The following is a 15,679-nucleotide window of genomic DNA, read 5'->3' as shown; positions in this document are numbered from 1 at the left end:
CGATTCAATATCCTGACAATCGAGTGATTAGCGCTGGAAAACATGACACTATTTGTAACTTATTATGGACAGAAGAAACAATCATATCTATGTTAAGAAAAAAGCGTCATGAATACCTTTGCTTGCAAATACCCGATACCCCGTCATTATGCGGGGTGTCGTTTTTTTCGGCAGAGTGCTGAAAAGCGCCCATTCTCATGTACTCCAACCCTCTTGCAAGTATGCACGTTATTGCCGCGAGAATAAGACGTTTCTTATCAATTCCACGAACAAAAATGTGACATATAGCAAAAATCGATTTACTTGCTCAGTAGCAAAGTTAATTGATGCTTAGTCATTCGGCTATTCTCAATTACATTATCCGGATTGATAGGCATTAAATTGTGCAGCAGGACGACCTTTTGAAAAGTGAAAAAATCAGCCTTGATCTCTTCTTCGTGATAGAAAATCTTCTGCCGGGCAAACGCAGTGTCGATTTGTTCAGAAGCAATGCCAAGTATTTGCCAATACCGACCCTTGCTTTGCAGCATTGCGATTCGGGTTCTGCTCTGCAATTGGAGCTGTTTAAACACTGTAAGAACTATGTTGCGGTCACTCAGGGAAAGAACCTTGCTGATGAGTTTGCCCTCGATGGCAGTGAGGAGCAAATACAGGCGGGCACTCATATTCTCAGTAAATTTGTCAGAGGTGCATACTGGTGGGTAGACCACTACCTGTCTTCTTATCAGGAGCACTGGTCTGAACGTCAAAAGAGTCTCTGGCTCAGGGACTTCAAATTGTTGGTACAAACCGTTATTGGTGTTGGAAACTGCTCAAATGCTTCCTGGTTGCTTAAAAATCATGGTCCGTTGAAAGCGTTAACCTTCAATACACACCTCACTCCTTTTTTGCAGCAGTACGACTAACCACCTATGCTCTGTGAGTGCCTCACAAAATAAATACAACTGACATCTTTATTTGTTTTTATTTTAACGGCTCTGTGACGTCTTTTGGGTATGCACTGTCTGTGAAGGGGAAGCGTGAAAAGACTTAAGCGTTATCAATATGAACATTACGCTATTCTCTGTCGGGCTTCCTATCCAAAGGTGTTTGATCATACAGAATATGGGTTTGACAAACATTGCAGACGCGATATTACTGATAGGTTTGGTAATACAATAATTCGTGTTCTTTGGGGCGAAAAACGCGATGCGGTTGTCGTGTTCAAAGGCTCACATTGTTTGTCTGACTGGCTGACTAACCTGATTTGCCTGCCAAAGAAATTGCCAACGGAACACTACGCTGGTCACGTACACTTGGGTTTCTATTTTCAGCTCCATCAGCGTAGTCAAAAAGCCAAAAATCCATATCACACCCGCTATCAACGACTGAGTGACAATCATTTAGCTGAAATCGCACAAGCCTCCGATGTTTGTCATTCTGAAGGAGATACTGTCTATCATCAGATAGAGGCATGTGCCAAAGAACTCAGGAAGCTCGGAAAAAAAATGATATTAACAGGTCACTCTTCGGGCGGATGTATGGCTGTGATTTCTGCTGAAATGTTAGAGCAAAAATACCCCGGAATCATTAAGCGAATCGTCACATTTGGACAACCGGCCCCGGGCTTTTGGTCTTTTAAGAAACATTACCAGCTCAAAGATAAAACATACCGCATATGCTGTGATGTAGACATGGTGACTTTTTTACCCGGATTACCATTTATCTACTGGCATGTAGGAAAAATGATTTGGTTACATAACAATCGAATTTATCAGGATATTCCCTCGCCAGTGAGGATATTTAGAGTATTGGCAAGTTGGCTAATGCGCCCAATCGCTTATCACTTCATGGATAAGTACATCAGACGCAAAGACTATTTCGATCACCATTAATCAGGTTTAGTTACCTAATTTTCTCTCTCTTACCAGTTTCTGCAGGTATTTATCTAGGGCATTGGCGAACTGTTGACGGTCAGCCTGACTTAACGCTGCCGGCCCCCCTGTTTGCACGCCACTTGACCGAAGGGTATCCATAAAATCACGCATATTCAGGCGCTGTCGGATATTTTCCGTCGTGTACAGTTCACCCCTTGGGTTTAGGGATTGTGCGCGCTTATCAATCACTTCTGATGCGAGTGGAATATCTGCAGTGATCACCAAATCGCCAGGCTGACACCTTCTCACTATTTCATTATCAGCTACATCAAACCCACTGGCGACCTGAAGTCGGCTAATGTATTTTGACGGTGGTGTTCGCAGTGGTTGGTTAGCGACCAATACGAGAGGTGTCTCTGTGCGATCGGCTGCTCTAAATAGAACGTCTTTAATTACAGATGGACATGCATCTGCATCAACCCAAATCGTATTCATTATTGTTTATTTTCCATTTAACTTTGCAGAGCAAAGTATCCCTCTTATCATTCAGATAGACAATCATATCCTGCCGCTGATGAACATTTAATGAGACGGAAGGTGTTCATTACAGGGTGTCATTTCATCTTCTATCGATGTAAGGAAGTTGTGCTTAAACCAATCAGGTAATCCTCTCAATCACAATATGAGGATGTCTACAAACACCTTGGTGCCAGTGAATTGTTTATCTGCAGATCAACCAACTCAACCTCTTAGTGATTGGAGAGAGGTGCGTATTGCCGATAGTAGGCAATCAATAGAAACTTTTGAACGCTAGTTTTACTTTTTACTATAAGGTTTTAAATATCATCTAAAGTGTTTCCTATAACATATATGGTCAGCGATCACGTTAAATAATTTATCTATCTTCTATTCGATAATTAATATGATTTAAAAAATCAAAATGAATAAAAAATACTTGAACAAATTATTATTATGAATTCATAGCGTAAATTTAAAAGAGATAGGTTAGTGATTTCAACAGATTTTAATATCACGAATAAATTAATATAACGAGAGTATAGAAAGCAGTTTGCTCAAGGGGTTATTTGGCACCATAAAAGATACGTATGCAAATTATCATTTTTTATACGTATGATTCAAAAATAATACTAATTTCATTATTTCATATAAAAAAGAGGAAAAACATTACGCTTAAAACAAAAAAAGACCGTGGCTATAATGCATAATTTGATTTTCTTCCAAAAAATAATGCATCAACAATGAAATTTTAATTTAGGTATATTTGATTTAAATATTGTTAGTCTTGATGAACGGATTAAAATTGTTTTACATTACTGACAGGCGGTTACCGATGCATCATAACATATTGAAACATGAGTAACTTAACTTAAAAATAATAATCTTATTCTGTACATATAGAAAGCAGTCATATGAATAGAAAGAAACACAAAAAGTATGCAGGGACGTTTGAATATTTTGGTAATACCTTGAGACATTACCTTGGGGGTAAGGATGCTTGAGAACGTAAAAATAACAAGAAAGTTCCCATTTATTATTATTTCGTTCGCTATTGTATCCTCATTTTTAACGGGGTTAATATCTTTTTACTTTGCATCATCGCAACTGGAAACATCAGCCAATTCAAAACTTTACTCTCTTTTGGAATCTAGACGCTATTCATTAACGTCATACTTTAAAATGATAGAACAGGATCTACTTTACCAGTCGCAAAGTCCGACTGTTCGATCCGCCATTATTGATTTCACTTCTGCATGGAATGGGTTTGCTGAACCAAGGAAAGAGGGATTACAGAAACTCTACATAAAGGATAACCCCTTTAAATCCGATCAAAAAAGTGCCTATATGACGGCAGGGGATGACTCTCTATACAGTTATATTCATGCAAAATACCATGGCGCATTCCGGCATTTATCAACGACAAAAAAATACTACGATACCTTTCTCATCGATCAATTCGGTAACCTAATCTACTCGGTGAGAAAAGAAGAGGACTTTGCCACCAATCTGCTGGACGGAAAATGGAAAGAAACTGAACTGGCAGAATTATTCAGGCAAATAAACAGAAATCCGATTCAAGGTAAATTACATTTGACGGATTTTTCTCCTTACCCGCCGAGCCTCAATGAACCAGCCAGTTTTATGGGGACACCAGTGTTTGATGAGTTTTCACAATATCTTGGTGTACTGATATTTCAAATGCCCATCGAGCCAATGAATGATGTTATGCAAGTGACAGCGGGAATGGGGAAAACGGGCGAGACGTATGTTGTGGGCCCAGACCTTCTTCTTCGGAGCGACTCTCGCTTTATTGAAGGAAGAAGTATTCTGCTTACACGAGTCGACACTGAGGCTGTCGATTTGGCTCTTCGTGGCTTATCAGGTACATCAATCAGTAAGGATTATCGTGACATCATTGTTTTTTCAGCCTACGCCCCTTTTCGATTTATGGGCCTGAAGTGGGCAATTATCGCAGACGCTGAAAAGAGTGAGGTGTTGGCACCTCTGCATCATATGGGGCAGATGTTATTTACCACTGGGCTTCTATCATGCCTGATCATCTTCTTTATTGGCTACTCGCTGGCATCAGATATCTCTAATCCTATCGTTGCCATGACCGAGACCATGCACCGACTGGCGCGGAACGAGTTAAATATCAACATATCAGTATCAGACAGACAAGATGAAGTCGGCGTGATGGCTAAGGCACTGGAGGTCTTCAAGCGCAATGCGATTGAGAGAGAGAAGCTACAGAAAAAACTCAGTCATATGGCCCACCATGACATGCTCACCGGTCTACCAACTCGCCACCTGATAATGGATAGGCTGCGGCAAATTACGCTGGATGCTGAAAAAAATCAGACCATGTTCGCTGTGATGTTTGCCGACCTCGACAACTTCAAAGCCGTTAATGACTCTCTGGGGCATCATCGCGGAGATGAAGTCATTCAAGCCTCAGCCAACATACTACTTGAAACAGTGAGGGAGGACGACCTTGTTGGCAGGCTTGGTGGAGATGAATTTATTGTGATTCTGAAGGATATAGATACACCGGAGACAGCGATGAAAATCGCAGAAAAGCTGGTGACATCAATCCGGCACGGATTGTCGCAATTGTGCGGAAATATCGAGGTCACATTGAGTCTTGGTGTAGCAATCTATCCTTTAGACAGCACAAGCGCCACCAGCCTCGTCAAACTTGCCGATAAATCTATGTATGCCGCTAAGCAAAACTCAAAAAATCAGTATTGCCGTTAAGTCGACCAAACATTCTTTCTCTTCTTTGTCGTGTCAATTCAGCGATAGCATTGGCACGATAAACTGATTCAGTGGACAACCGACTCCGCAAATGTCCGATACAAAGGCAACACCTAAGAAGTTGGCTTTTTATCTATGCGTACCAAAAAACAGTATCAACTACATCCACAGTGATGCCATTTATTACACTCTGGTTTGCGGTTACTTCATTCCATCTTCCCGATACGCAAGGTGTTTTCAGTATGACAACTTGATTAACCAAATGTTACCCAAAGACTTATCCACTGAAATTGTGGGTAACTATTTTTTTATGCACAATTTCAGTAAGTTGAAGTTTTCAACACTATTTTACATCTTTATTTTTATTTATCTGTTGCTCGGCTCATTACCGCTAAGCACCGTCATCATTTCGCCTTTAGCGCTTAGCGTTTTTTACCTAACAGCCAATATCACTTCACTTGAATTACGACAGCATGACTGCGTATCCACTCGAAGACTAAATTGGAGAAAGGTTCACCTCAGAAACACGCCGAGTGATATCAGTAATATCACTGACGCCCACCCCAACTTGTGAGACCGCCGACGCTGATAAAGCAATGGCAAACCTAAATGTCTTTTGCTGTGACCAGCCCTGAAGATAGCCCCAACAAAAACCCGCTAATAAACTATCCCCTGCACCCACAGTACTGACGATATCGACATCCAGTGCATCGCATTTTATCCATTCACCATGTCGAAGCCATACTGCACCTTCATCACCAAGAGAGACGACGACATTCTCGATTCCCGTTGCCATCAGTCTTTGTGAATAATTGCGAAAATCAGTTATCGAGCCATCGGGCTCTCCAAGCCACTCTGAGAATTCCTCTTGATTGGGTTTGATCAACGCTGGCTTTGCATTTATACCTGACGACAGCGCTTCTCCACTACTGTCAAAGTAAACCGTTTTGCCAAGTGAACACAGAAAATGAATCCAGCCAGCCAACCTGACAGGAGAAATGCCTGAGGGTAAACTGCCGGATATAACAAAGAGATCATGTTCCTGCGCAAGACGGGATAATGTATGTCCCAAGGCATCAAGAGCAGATGGCGGCACAGAAAACCCCGGAAAGTTAATTTCTGTTGTAAGGCCGTCATGTTGAGATAGCTTGATATTGTTGCGGCAACTCCCGGGAACACGAATCATCGCGTCGATGATTTTATTGTCTGAAAATAGCCGTTCAAACGCATTCGCATTTTCTTCGCCAAGAAAACCTGTCACTGTTGTTTGTGCGCCGAGGTTAGCGAGAACCTTGGCAACATTAATTCCTTTACCCGCAGCAAAAACGTCGCTGTCACTGACTCGGTTAAGCGTACCTGAATTGAGAGAGGCGAGAGAGCCAGTCACATCAAGAGCCGGATTAAGGCACACAGCAACAACACCCGAAAATATCTTTTTACTCATAGTACCCCGCTTATCGTTTTATGCGAGGTATTTGACTGTCGCGGTGTATTCCCCAAAAAAGAAGCAAAAACAAAGGTTGCCAACGGAAAATCCTGCATAAAACCCTTAACATTGATGTATTTTTAGGCAGACATGCTGAAGGTTAAAGACAAGAATTGCAAGCAGTTGTTCAGTTAACATACAACTATGGCAGCAAGACCTACAAACGTTGGAAAGTCAGATCGATGTCTAGCTTAGATACTGACTCAATGACACTTTTGTAAAAATAAATGGATCTTTTCTTACTCAAGGAAAGGTCGAAAAAGGCTTGATCGCCCCTTTTAAAGGGGCATTGGAGTAAGGAATGATGTGAATTCTCTACAGCAAAAAAGTACTATGAGCCTTTGGTCTCATTGTTTTCCTGGAAGATGACATTGCTGAACTTCTCAACTAAATCAACGGGGATAGGAAACACAATCGTCGAAGTACGTTCGTTGGCAATCTCAGTTAATGTTTGCATGTATCGGAGTTGTAGAGCATTTGGGGCTTTGTTGAGGACTTTCGCAGCTTCACAGAGCTTAGTGGAAGCCTCAAGTTCACCTGTAGCATGGATTACTTTTGCCCGTCGATTTCTCTCAGCTTCCGCTTGGCGGGCCAATGCTCTTACCATGCTGTCATCAAGGTCAACATGTTTAACTTCGACGTTAGCAATTTTAATGCCCCAGTTATCTGTTTGCTGGTCAAGAATACCTTGCAAGTCTTTATTCAATCTGTCCCGTTCAGATAACAATTCATCCAGATCGTGTTGCCCCAGTACTGAACGAAGTGTCGTTTGAGATAGCTGACTGGTAGCCTCATGATAGCTTTCGACATTATTGATAGCCATCTGAGGGTCCAGCACCCGAAAATACACTACGGCATTCACTCTTACCGATACGTTGTCCTTCGTGATGAGATCCTGAGTGGGAACATCCAATACTATGGTTCTCAAATCGACTTTCACCATTTGTTGTACAACAGGGATCAGAATCACTAGGCCCGGCCCTTTTACACCTTGGAAACGACCGAGGAAAAAGACAACGCCGCGTTCATATTCACGAAGAATACGGAACATGTTGAACAACAAAATGACCAGCAATACAAGAACAACGAGCCCAGTATATAGCACCATGGTTGTATTCCTTTTATCTATGACTATCCAGTGGTTTCACTCTCAGGGTCAGTCCATTCACCTGTTCGACTACAACGTCCTGTCCTCTTTCAAGTTCGGTATCACTTATCGCTCGCCATCTTTCCCCGCCCAGTTGCACTTCACCCTGCCCCTGAGAAAAATTATCGAGCACCTGCGCCGACTTACCGATCATCGTTTCTATACCCGTTACCACTTCTTTACGACGAGTCGTCAGCAGCATGGACAACAAAACAACAGTGATAACAAGCGAGAAAACCGTCACACCAGCAATGATAGGAAACGCGATTTGATAGCCTTCAACATTACTGTCGAACAGAAAAACGGAACCAAAGACGAAAGCGGTGATCCCGCCGAGCCCAAATATGCCAAAGCTCGGACTGAATGCCTCAGATACCATCAAAGCGATTCCTAAGATGATAAGGCCGAGTCCTGCGTAATTTAGGGGTAGCATTTGCAATGCGTACATACCGAGGAGCAAGGAAATACCGCCAAGCACGCCCGCCAGACCAACGCCGGGACTGTAAAACTCCAGTAGCAGGCCGTAAATACCAATCATCATTAAGATGTAGGCAACATTTGGATTTGTTAATACTGATAAGAATTCTGCACGCCAGTCTGGCTCTCTCTCGACCCAGCGAACATTTTCAATAAAGACTAAGGTTTGTTTGCCATTGAGATTAATGGTCTTTCCTTCAGTTTTAGCAACTAACTCTTCCACGGAGTTAGCGATAAAATCTATTACCCCAAGCGACTTGGCATCAGTTGCATCTAAACTTGCTGCCTCACTTACCGCTTTTTCAGCCCAATCCGCGTTCCTGTTGTGGAGTCTTGCAAGCCCCCGGATATAGGCACGTGCATCATTCACTGCTTTTTTCTCTAGAGCAGTTGAGGACGGTACTTTGTCCGGATCTTGCTGAGTACTCTCACTACTCTCGGTATCACTCTCGTCGCCTTTTTGGTTTTGGTCTTCCTGTGACTTTTCTCCATCGGTTGGTGGCGGTGAACTACCTCCACCGATAGACACTGGTGTCGCAGCACCTAGATTCGTGGCTTCAGCCATGGCAGCAATATGGCTAGCAAGAAGAATATACGTGCCAGCACTTGCCGCTCTTGCACCTGACGGGCCGACCCAAGTAGCAACAGGAATGGGCGATGAGGTAATTTCTCTAATAATGTCGCGCATTGCGGCGTCGAGCCCACCGGGCGTATCCATTTTAAGGATCACCATTTCCGCGCCCTGCTCGTTAGCGGCACGAATTTCTCGGCTAACATAATCGCTGGTGGCTGGTCCAATAGCACCATTGAGCGGCACTATCCAGATATCATCCGCTTGCACAAGGAAAGTGTTAAAAAGTAAGGTGAGAAATAGAGCGATGCGTTTGTTCATATCTCGCCGCCTTCCAATCGATGGAAATTGCTTAGGTAAAGTATAGAACTTCAAACTACCCAGCGCGGAGGCGGTCTACAAAAAGTAAAATCTAGAGCTGCTGCAGTCTCTTCTTGCAATGATTTAAGCACAGAGCCTGTATAAGGAGCTTCGATTGCTTGTTCATACACCTAAACTCAGCTGCGCACAGTCCTCCATTCTCAAAAATCTTTTCTAATTTGGATAAAGGGATCTCGAGCTGAACAACAGGCTCCGGCTGCTTATCAATTTTTCTAGCAGATTCCCATTCCTCGACCGGTATTCTGTTTTGCAGAGATGTCATCTCAGACTCCGCTAATGTTTAAACCACGTTACCGAATCGTAAATGAGAATGATTATTGATACAAGCTTATTCACACATTTCTGGGTCAAGAGAGCACAGATGATTACCCCGTTTGTGATAACCGTTATGCAGTGCACCTGACACTAGGTAACGCCCCGGAGTGTCACCAGTGATCTTCCTGAAAAAGCTGATAAATGCGCTGACGCTGGAGAAATCGAGATTCCTTGCAACTTCAGTAACAGGCCTACCGTTTGACAACTGTCCAATGGCTTCATGAAGTCGCCACTGTTGACGCCAATATTGATAAGCCATGCCAGTTTCGCGCGTAAATATGCGGCTTATTGTTTTGGCACTTGCGCCTATATCCCTTGCCATATCCTTAAGTGGCTGAGGTTTGAGTTCACCTTCATTGAGCGCATCCAACCAATCTATCAAACGTCTGTCTTCTGGGTACGCTAGGGTCAGGGTTTCACTCACCGCATTGTTTATCTCGTCACACAAAACAGTGAACATAGGTTGTTGTTCGCGAATGGGCTTATCCCAGTTCCACTGGACCATACGTTCTATCAGCTCTCTCATGAGATTGTTGCTGTCGACAATCTTAATCTCCGTAGGGAAAAGCGAGCTAACGTTTTGATGGACGAACAGCGACCGATACTCCGTGCCTTTGTATATGCGAGTCGTGTGCCGCACGTTGGGCGGTAACCAGATAGCCCTTCTTGGAGGAACAATATACTGGGTGTTATTTACGAACAGAGAGATGAAACCATCTGCTACGTAGAGCACCTGTGCTTTTTTGTGTTGATACTGATGTGCACTTCCTGGATCATTATTCGCAGTTAGACCTATAACCAAAGAATTGAGCTCATCAGCGTCATTGAGCAACTCCGTTTCAACGATTGCCATATCACCTTGCCTGGTTCTGAACTCTGTAGCCAAATGTTATATTCGCATTTAAAACAAAACATATTTTTAACAGAGTTATAACAACTTGAATGTAGCGGGCTTATAAGAGTCGGCTACAAATACAGATGTTTAGATATACGGATGAAAAACCCAGTCTGGTTTACTTTGTCGCTCAAATTGAAATGGATTACCTACACGGACATTGCCAGTAAGGACAAATATCCTAATTGACAGTCTGTTCCCCACCAGATAAATGAAAAAAGAGTCAAAGAATACCGTCTGATACATTACTAGCTTTCCTCACAACCGCTGGCTTGATCGAATCCGCGAAAAACATTGTGAGGTGACTGCAGTTCGAACCTTCAGTTTAATTCAGCTGCAGGTTGTTATTTCTTGGTGATTAAACTCCGGTTTCCGCCTAAAGCGACGCGTTCAGTCAAGTATAAAAACAAAGTCAGCATGCCATAGATTCTGCAAAGTAAGGTTTTAACTCACCAGCGCTACACTTTTTATAAGTGAAAAAATCGAAAAAATTGATAAACGATGACAGAAAGAATACCGGAAGAACAGGCTCAGGAACTCTCAGACTTTATAGCCAAAAAGTGCATTGAGATGGAACTGGAGCCAGAGCAGATATTAGACGGGCTTGCACGGGTGTTACTTGGTGTAACTAATGACCTTGGTGCGGGCGGGTTTGATCTAGATATTGAAGGTTTCGGAAAGTGCAGCGTCGAGCTTGAGACGTAACTGATTGTATTGTGTGCTTTGAGAGGCAATAACACGCCACGACAAGCAGAGCCCCAGTATCTCAACGGATAAGTAACGTTATCTAAAAAAAACTTCGACCTAGAGATATACGGGCTTTGTTGTTACCTATTTCATCATCGTTTTGCTACCGCTATCTGTGCCGGGTCTGTAATGAGATAAGTATTCCATTACCTATAGTGAAATATCCTTTATCACCTTTTAAGTTAACCGAGTGATACACGCCTACTTACTCGTTCTGTATTACCCTAGAGGTTAACTCTGTATTTTCAGATGCTTCTTTTTATCTATCGCACTCCCTCATATCGATAATAAATGTCTAATAACTGGTAGCTGGCCTTAGCACCTGTAAAAAACACTTAAAATCGAATCATCTTAATTTAGGCGCAGCATATATTGATGCCTCGATATCGTAATAAATATCTCTGCTGTGGATAAAGGCTCCCACAAATGAAATGAGAGAAGACTCGTAGGGATACCCAGCTTCTATTGATTGATAACGTAATCAGACTCATGATTTGGTGCTTACCCGCTTTGCTGATTCGTCAGCCACTCAGGAGAATCAGACCTTCCCACGAACATAGAAATACTCGATACCCTATGGGTCGCGGAGGAGTTGAGTGAACAAAACGTAGGAACAGATCTCTTGGCCCTAACTGAGAAAGCAGGGGAAAAATAGAGGCTGTTCGCGATGCCTTCTGGATACTTTGAATTTTCAGGCGACGCCTTTCTATGACAAGCATGAATACACCATTCAGTCGGTGCAGGAAGGATCCCCCAAAAACAGGTTGCAAGTATTACATGGATAAAACGTTATGAAAATTTACGGGAGAACGACATCATTCAATGTGCAAAAGGTACTGTGGCTCATGGACGAGCTCAAAATACATTATGAGCATATTGAATTAGGTGGCAAATTTGGTGGACTTGACGATGAGAAATTTGCCGCCTTAACGCCGATTAAAAAAGTGCCGTTGCTGATTGATGGACAGAAGATTATCTGGGAGTCACATACAATACTCCGCTACTTGGCATCAAAATATGGCAGAGACCACTGGTATTCAGATGATCCCTATCAACGCTCTCAATATGAACGTTGGATGGATTGGTCACATACATCCTTTCAGCCATCATTTATGAAAGTTTTCTGGGGTTTTTACAGAACGCCAGAAAGCAAAAGAAACATGGATGAAGTGAATGCCGCAGTCAGTGAATGCGTAGCCTGTTTAAATATTCTTGAAGAAACGTTAAAAGAATCTGATTTTATATCTGGCCCAACGATCACCTTGGCTGATATCTGTGCAGGGGCAGTACTTTATCGTTTAACCACACAGGGAGTCACTATAGATATACCCACTCGTGTTTTAGGGTGGTATGAATCTCTTAAAATTCGCGAAGGCTACAAAAAATGGATAATGAGTGATTTTAGTGAATTAAGAGGCCGAGAAACTTTCTAGGGTCATCAAATACACACTTTTATATTGATGAGTTAAAGAGACAGAATGCTTACCCGTCTCTGATGAATAGGCCGACCATCTTGTTCTAATCCGACTTCATCTTGAATAAATGGACGTAAACATGAAACAGAATATCGTGCACGTTGCCTTAGTGGTAAGAGACTACGACGAGGCAATCGATTTTTACGTTAATAAACTCAAGTTCGAACTTCTCGAAGATACCTATCAATCCGAACAGGATAAACGCTGGGTAGTTGTCGCACCTCCCGGCTCGGATGGCGTGACGTTATTACTGGCAAAGGCGTCAACGCCCGAGCAAGTTGAGGTGATTGGCAACCAAACAGCTGGGAGGGTTTTTCTCTTTCTTAACACTGACGACTTCTGGCGCGATTATGAATACATGACCTCCATCGGCATTGCTTTTGTCCGCCCACCGAAAAAACAAGATTACGGCATGGTCGCTGTATTTACAGACCTATACGGAAACCTCTGGGATCTGTTGCAACTTAACCCCGGTCACCATATAGCGGAGAGATGTATCAGTGGATAGCAGGTCGACAATCACACCTAAAAAGGTGGCGATTTTAACGCTGAGTGGCTTCAGTGAAATCGACTCACTCGTCGCGTATTCAATGCTTAACAGGTTAAAAAGCCACGGTCTGCTTGCAAAAATAGTGTCAGAAAAACAATCAGTTTGCTCCAGCAATGGACTGACGGTATCCGTCGATGACGCCATCAGAAACCTCGCTGAGTACGACGCCATCATTATTGGTAGCGGCATTAACACGCGTAAGCATATTGAAAACGCTACGCTTATGCGTTGTATCCATCTTTATCCTGAAAGGCAGATCATTGCCAGTCAGTGTTCAGGTGCCTTGGTTCTCGACAGGCTTCAGCTACTCCCCATTGGTTTTAAGGTGTCTTGCGATGAAAAGACACAAGAATTCCTCCATAAACGCAACGTAGAAGTCAGCGGAGAATCATTCAGTAGTCAGGATAATGTAGCAAGTGCCGGAGGATGTTTGGCTGCTGAGCACCTCTCAGCTTGGGTGGCTTTTCGTCTACTTGGCCTCGATGCCACAACACAGATGCTGGAGCAGGTATTACCTGTAAAAGGTAAAACAGAACGGATAGCCACTGTATTAAAAACGATCAACGCACAGTAAACCATAGAATTAAATAAGCAGAATATTCTTTCGGGACGATTGCTTTCGAGACGATCGCTCACTGGAAAAATCAAACCTATTTGACGACGCACGAAATGAGAGATCGGGGAACAGGCATGGAAATAGAGATTCAACTTAACGGTAAGATCGAAGAAGAAAAAACCATTGAGCTTTACCGTGCAAATAGCTGGTCATCAGCAGATAAACCCAGCCTGCTGCTCGCGGCCTTACGCAACTCTCATACCCTCGTTACCGCACGTAATCAGGGAAAGCTTGTTGGTATTGGTAACGCAATATCAGACGGATTTCTGGTGGTATATTTCCCGCACATGCTGGTTCATCCAGACCACCACGGAAAGGGGATCGGGAGAAAAATGATGAACACAATGCAAACTGTTTATCGCCACTTCCACCAGCAAATGCTGACCGCAGATGGAGAGGCGGTTGATTTTTATAAAGCGCTCGGCTTTGAACGCGCAGGCCAGACCGAACCTATGTGGGTATATCAAGGAGATGAACATTAGTTAGCTGCCAATAGCGACATTTTTTAGTAAACATGCCGCTAAAAGAAAAATTCATAAAATGATCCGAAAAGCTCTGGTCAGCTTTTGCCGTGTGATTTGGCTGTCGAATGGTAGGTGTTTCCAGCGATGAGGGGTTCTTTTGTGTCAGCCAGTCGTTGAAACGTATAAATCTAAATGGACATGTCAATGATTAGGTTGAACCCCAGTTTGTTATGAGCACGCGAGCGCTACATTCCGGATTTTCTTTCCATCCAGTTCAAAGAAAGTCTCTCCAGTTTCCATAAAACCAATACGTTTATAAAACTGAAGGGCGGGTTCGTTTCCTTCCCAACAGGTCAAGTAAAGCTCCAGATTAGTGTGCTTTTTAAGTTCATCCACCAAGGCCTTTCCCGCGCCTAAGCCTTTGAAGCGCGAAAGAACATATAACGTTTCTATTTCACCTAACTTACCATTGAGAATAGCCAAGCCAATAGGTGATCCTTTAACCTCAGCAACGAGAACCGTACTGTTTACTATGCGTTGTTTCAAATTTTTTGCCGTATATTCATCTAACACATAGTTTGCATGCGCTGCTTCAATCCCTTCAGAGCAGTAGGTATCAATCCAAACTGTTATACACAAAGCAGCCAAAGCTTCTGAATCAGTGAATTGTGCTTTTCTTATTTTCATCATCTTTCTCATAACGTTTTAATAATGGGTATTTAGTCCAACTTAATTAATAAGCCGTAAACATTTTCCCTCAGTGAAAAGTATCGGGACACGTGACTGCCCTGTTAATTTATTCGTTACAACATGCTAAATAGCTGCTCCTAATAGTAGATCTCAAAGAAAAGAGAAACTCAGTCCGTTTTTTGCGATCTGATCAATCACCAAACCGAAACACACCGACAAAAGGACTGAGTGATGGCCGTCATACTAATGTTCCAGCCCGTTTATTGCCCTTAGTTCAACGTCATAAAGCTATTGTGGAATGCTCTCCATGAGACAATTACTCAGAATCACAGGTGTAAACATATGTGGCAATTGCTCAGGAAGGTGAAGCACTTTATGAATAACGTATCGCCGCACCCGGGAGGTTGCCATGGCACGGCGAAAATGTAGCACTATTCGCATCAGTTATTTAGGGTAAAAATTAACTCGCCATATTTTTTAATAAACTAATATCAATATATTGAGTGATTTGTTGGATATCTCAGCTCTGTCTATTTTTTCTTATTGCCTGGCTTATTTTTTGTATTGACCTTTAAGTATTCTGGGTAACGTAATATAAAGATGAGTAAAAAAGATGAAAAATTTAATAATCGTCTTATCGCTGACTACGCTATTTTTTTTGAGCGGATGCAGCCCCTCACCTGAGTCTAACCCGCTAAGTGATAACTCTGGCTCCAATAACGATGGCGGCAGC

Annotated in this window: 14 protein-coding genes and 1 pseudogene; 9 read left to right on the top strand and 6 right to left on the bottom strand. The window is 42.7% G+C overall.

Translation table 11 applies throughout. The annotated features are described in order from the left end of the window. The first annotated feature begins 401 nt into the window (after positions 1 to 401). Both A8L45_RS11845 and A8L45_RS11840 read left to right on the top strand, forming a co-directional pair. Complete coding sequence (locus A8L45_RS11845) at positions 402 to 905, top strand: hypothetical protein (protein WP_068902626.1); 504 nt, start codon at positions 402 to 404, stop codon at positions 903 to 905. Positions 906 to 1,019: 114 nt separating this feature from the next. Beyond that, entirely contained in the window at positions 1,020 to 1,874 is an 855-nt protein-coding gene (locus A8L45_RS11840; protein WP_068902495.1) for a lipase family protein, read from the top strand. Between the two features lie 6 nt (positions 1,875 to 1,880). On the opposite strand, the gene A8L45_RS11835 is transcribed toward A8L45_RS11840, so the two are convergent. After that, the gene (locus A8L45_RS11835) at positions 1,881 to 2,351 is read right to left on the bottom strand and encodes a YaiI/YqxD family protein (RefSeq protein WP_068902493.1); all 471 of its coding nucleotides are present in this window, start codon (positions 2,349 to 2,351) and stop codon (positions 1,881 to 1,883) included. A 1,203-nt stretch (positions 2,352 to 3,554) separates the two neighbouring features. Here A8L45_RS11835 and A8L45_RS11830 point away from each other — a divergent pair. Next, positions 3,555 to 5,132 (top strand): sensor domain-containing diguanylate cyclase, encoded by a 1,578-nt coding sequence (locus A8L45_RS11830; protein WP_245680709.1) that lies wholly within the window; start codon positions 3,555 to 3,557, stop codon positions 5,130 to 5,132. Between the two features lie 496 nt (positions 5,133 to 5,628). On the opposite strand, the gene pfkB is transcribed toward A8L45_RS11830, so the two are convergent. The 4 genes from pfkB to A8L45_RS11805 all read right to left on the bottom strand — a co-directional run bounded on the left by pfkB (position 5,629) and on the right by A8L45_RS11805 (position 10,362). After that, positions 5,629 to 6,576, bottom strand: a complete 948-nt coding sequence (gene pfkB / locus A8L45_RS11825; RefSeq protein WP_068902489.1) for a 1-phosphofructokinase — start codon at positions 6,574 to 6,576, stop codon at positions 5,629 to 5,631. Between the two features lie 373 nt (positions 6,577 to 6,949). Beyond that, positions 6,950 to 7,726 carry a slipin family protein gene (locus tag A8L45_RS11820; RefSeq protein WP_068902487.1) on the bottom strand — a complete coding sequence of 259 codons (777 nt, stop codon included), beginning with the start codon at positions 7,724 to 7,726 and terminating at the stop codon, positions 6,950 to 6,952. 13 nt (positions 7,727 to 7,739) lie between these two features. After that, positions 7,740 to 9,134 (bottom strand): NfeD family protein, encoded by a 1,395-nt coding sequence (locus A8L45_RS11815; RefSeq protein ID WP_068902486.1) that lies wholly within the window; start codon positions 9,132 to 9,134, stop codon positions 7,740 to 7,742. Between the two features lie 388 nt (positions 9,135 to 9,522). Next, complete coding sequence (locus A8L45_RS11805; protein ID WP_068902485.1) at positions 9,523 to 10,362, bottom strand: AraC family transcriptional regulator; 840 nt, start codon at positions 10,360 to 10,362, stop codon at positions 9,523 to 9,525. A gap of 543 nt (positions 10,363 to 10,905) precedes the next feature. Here A8L45_RS11805 and A8L45_RS11800 point away from each other — a divergent pair. From A8L45_RS11800 to A8L45_RS11780, 5 genes are all read left to right on the top strand, one after another. Beyond that, positions 10,906 to 11,109: a hypothetical protein gene (locus tag A8L45_RS11800; protein ID WP_068902484.1), complete on the top strand. Its 204-nt coding sequence runs from the start codon at positions 10,906 to 10,908 to the stop codon at positions 11,107 to 11,109. A gap of 833 nt (positions 11,110 to 11,942) precedes the next feature. Further along, positions 11,943 to 12,584, top strand: a complete 642-nt coding sequence (locus A8L45_RS11795; RefSeq protein WP_068902482.1) for a glutathione S-transferase family protein — start codon at positions 11,943 to 11,945, stop codon at positions 12,582 to 12,584. 121 nt (positions 12,585 to 12,705) lie between these two features. After that, entirely contained in the window at positions 12,706 to 13,134 is a 429-nt protein-coding gene (locus A8L45_RS11790; RefSeq protein ID WP_068902480.1) for a VOC family protein, read from the top strand. A 25-nt stretch (positions 13,135 to 13,159) separates the two neighbouring features. Further along, positions 13,160 to 13,750, top strand: coding sequence for a DJ-1/PfpI family protein (locus tag A8L45_RS11785; protein ID WP_068902623.1), 591 nt, complete (start codon positions 13,160 to 13,162; stop codon positions 13,748 to 13,750). A gap of 116 nt (positions 13,751 to 13,866) precedes the next feature. Continuing rightward, complete coding sequence (locus tag A8L45_RS11780) at positions 13,867 to 14,274, top strand: GNAT family N-acetyltransferase (protein WP_068902478.1); 408 nt, start codon at positions 13,867 to 13,869, stop codon at positions 14,272 to 14,274. Positions 14,275 to 14,484: 210 nt separating this feature from the next. Here A8L45_RS11780 and A8L45_RS11775 read toward each other — a convergent pair whose 3' ends face one another. After that, the gene (locus A8L45_RS11775) at positions 14,485 to 14,946 is read right to left on the bottom strand and encodes a GNAT family N-acetyltransferase (RefSeq protein WP_175401976.1); all 462 of its coding nucleotides are present in this window, start codon (positions 14,944 to 14,946) and stop codon (positions 14,485 to 14,487) included. Between the two features lie 243 nt (positions 14,947 to 15,189). Here A8L45_RS11775 and A8L45_RS25290 point away from each other — a divergent pair. Further along, positions 15,190 to 15,375, top strand: a pseudogene (locus tag A8L45_RS25290) (IS630 family transposase); the annotation flags it as partial. Positions 15,376 to 15,679 lie beyond the last annotated feature (304 nt).

Origin of the sequence: Veronia pacifica, assembly GCF_001707825.1 — a bacterium.
In the GTDB taxonomy this organism is placed as follows: Bacteria; Pseudomonadota; Gammaproteobacteria; order Enterobacterales; family Vibrionaceae; genus Veronia; species Veronia pacifica.
Note: the sequence above shows the minus strand (reverse complement) of the source record. Positions and strands in the feature narration are given on the sequence as shown.

Bases quoted from the DNA above. Each gene is read 5' to 3' on its own strand.
- A8L45_RS11835 (WP_068902493.1), bottom strand. From the start codon at position 2,351: ATGAATACGATTTGGGTTGATGCAGATGCATGTCCATCTGTAATTAAA.
- A8L45_RS11830 (WP_245680709.1), top strand. From the start codon at position 3,555: ATGATAGAACAGGATCTACTTTACCAGTCGCAAAGTCCGACTGTTCGA.
- pfkB (WP_068902489.1), bottom strand. From the start codon at position 6,576: ATGAGTAAAAAGATATTTTCGGGTGTTGTTGCTGTGTGCCTTAATCCG.
- A8L45_RS11820 (WP_068902487.1), bottom strand. From the start codon at position 7,726: ATGGTGCTATATACTGGGCTCGTTGTTCTTGTATTGCTGGTCATTTTG.
- A8L45_RS11815 (WP_068902486.1), bottom strand. From the start codon at position 9,134: ATGAACAAACGCATCGCTCTATTTCTCACCTTACTTTTTAACACTTTC.
- A8L45_RS11805 (WP_068902485.1), bottom strand. From the start codon at position 10,362: ATGGCAATCGTTGAAACGGAGTTGCTCAATGACGCTGATGAGCTCAAT.
- A8L45_RS11800 (WP_068902484.1), top strand. From the start codon at position 10,906: ATGACAGAAAGAATACCGGAAGAACAGGCTCAGGAACTCTCAGACTTT.
- A8L45_RS11795 (WP_068902482.1), top strand. From the start codon at position 11,943: ATGAAAATTTACGGGAGAACGACATCATTCAATGTGCAAAAGGTACTG.
- A8L45_RS11790 (WP_068902480.1), top strand. From the start codon at position 12,706: ATGAAACAGAATATCGTGCACGTTGCCTTAGTGGTAAGAGACTACGAC.
- A8L45_RS11780 (WP_068902478.1), top strand. From the start codon at position 13,867: ATGGAAATAGAGATTCAACTTAACGGTAAGATCGAAGAAGAAAAAACC.
- A8L45_RS11775 (WP_175401976.1), bottom strand. From the start codon at position 14,946: ATGATGAAAATAAGAAAAGCACAATTCACTGATTCAGAAGCTTTGGCT.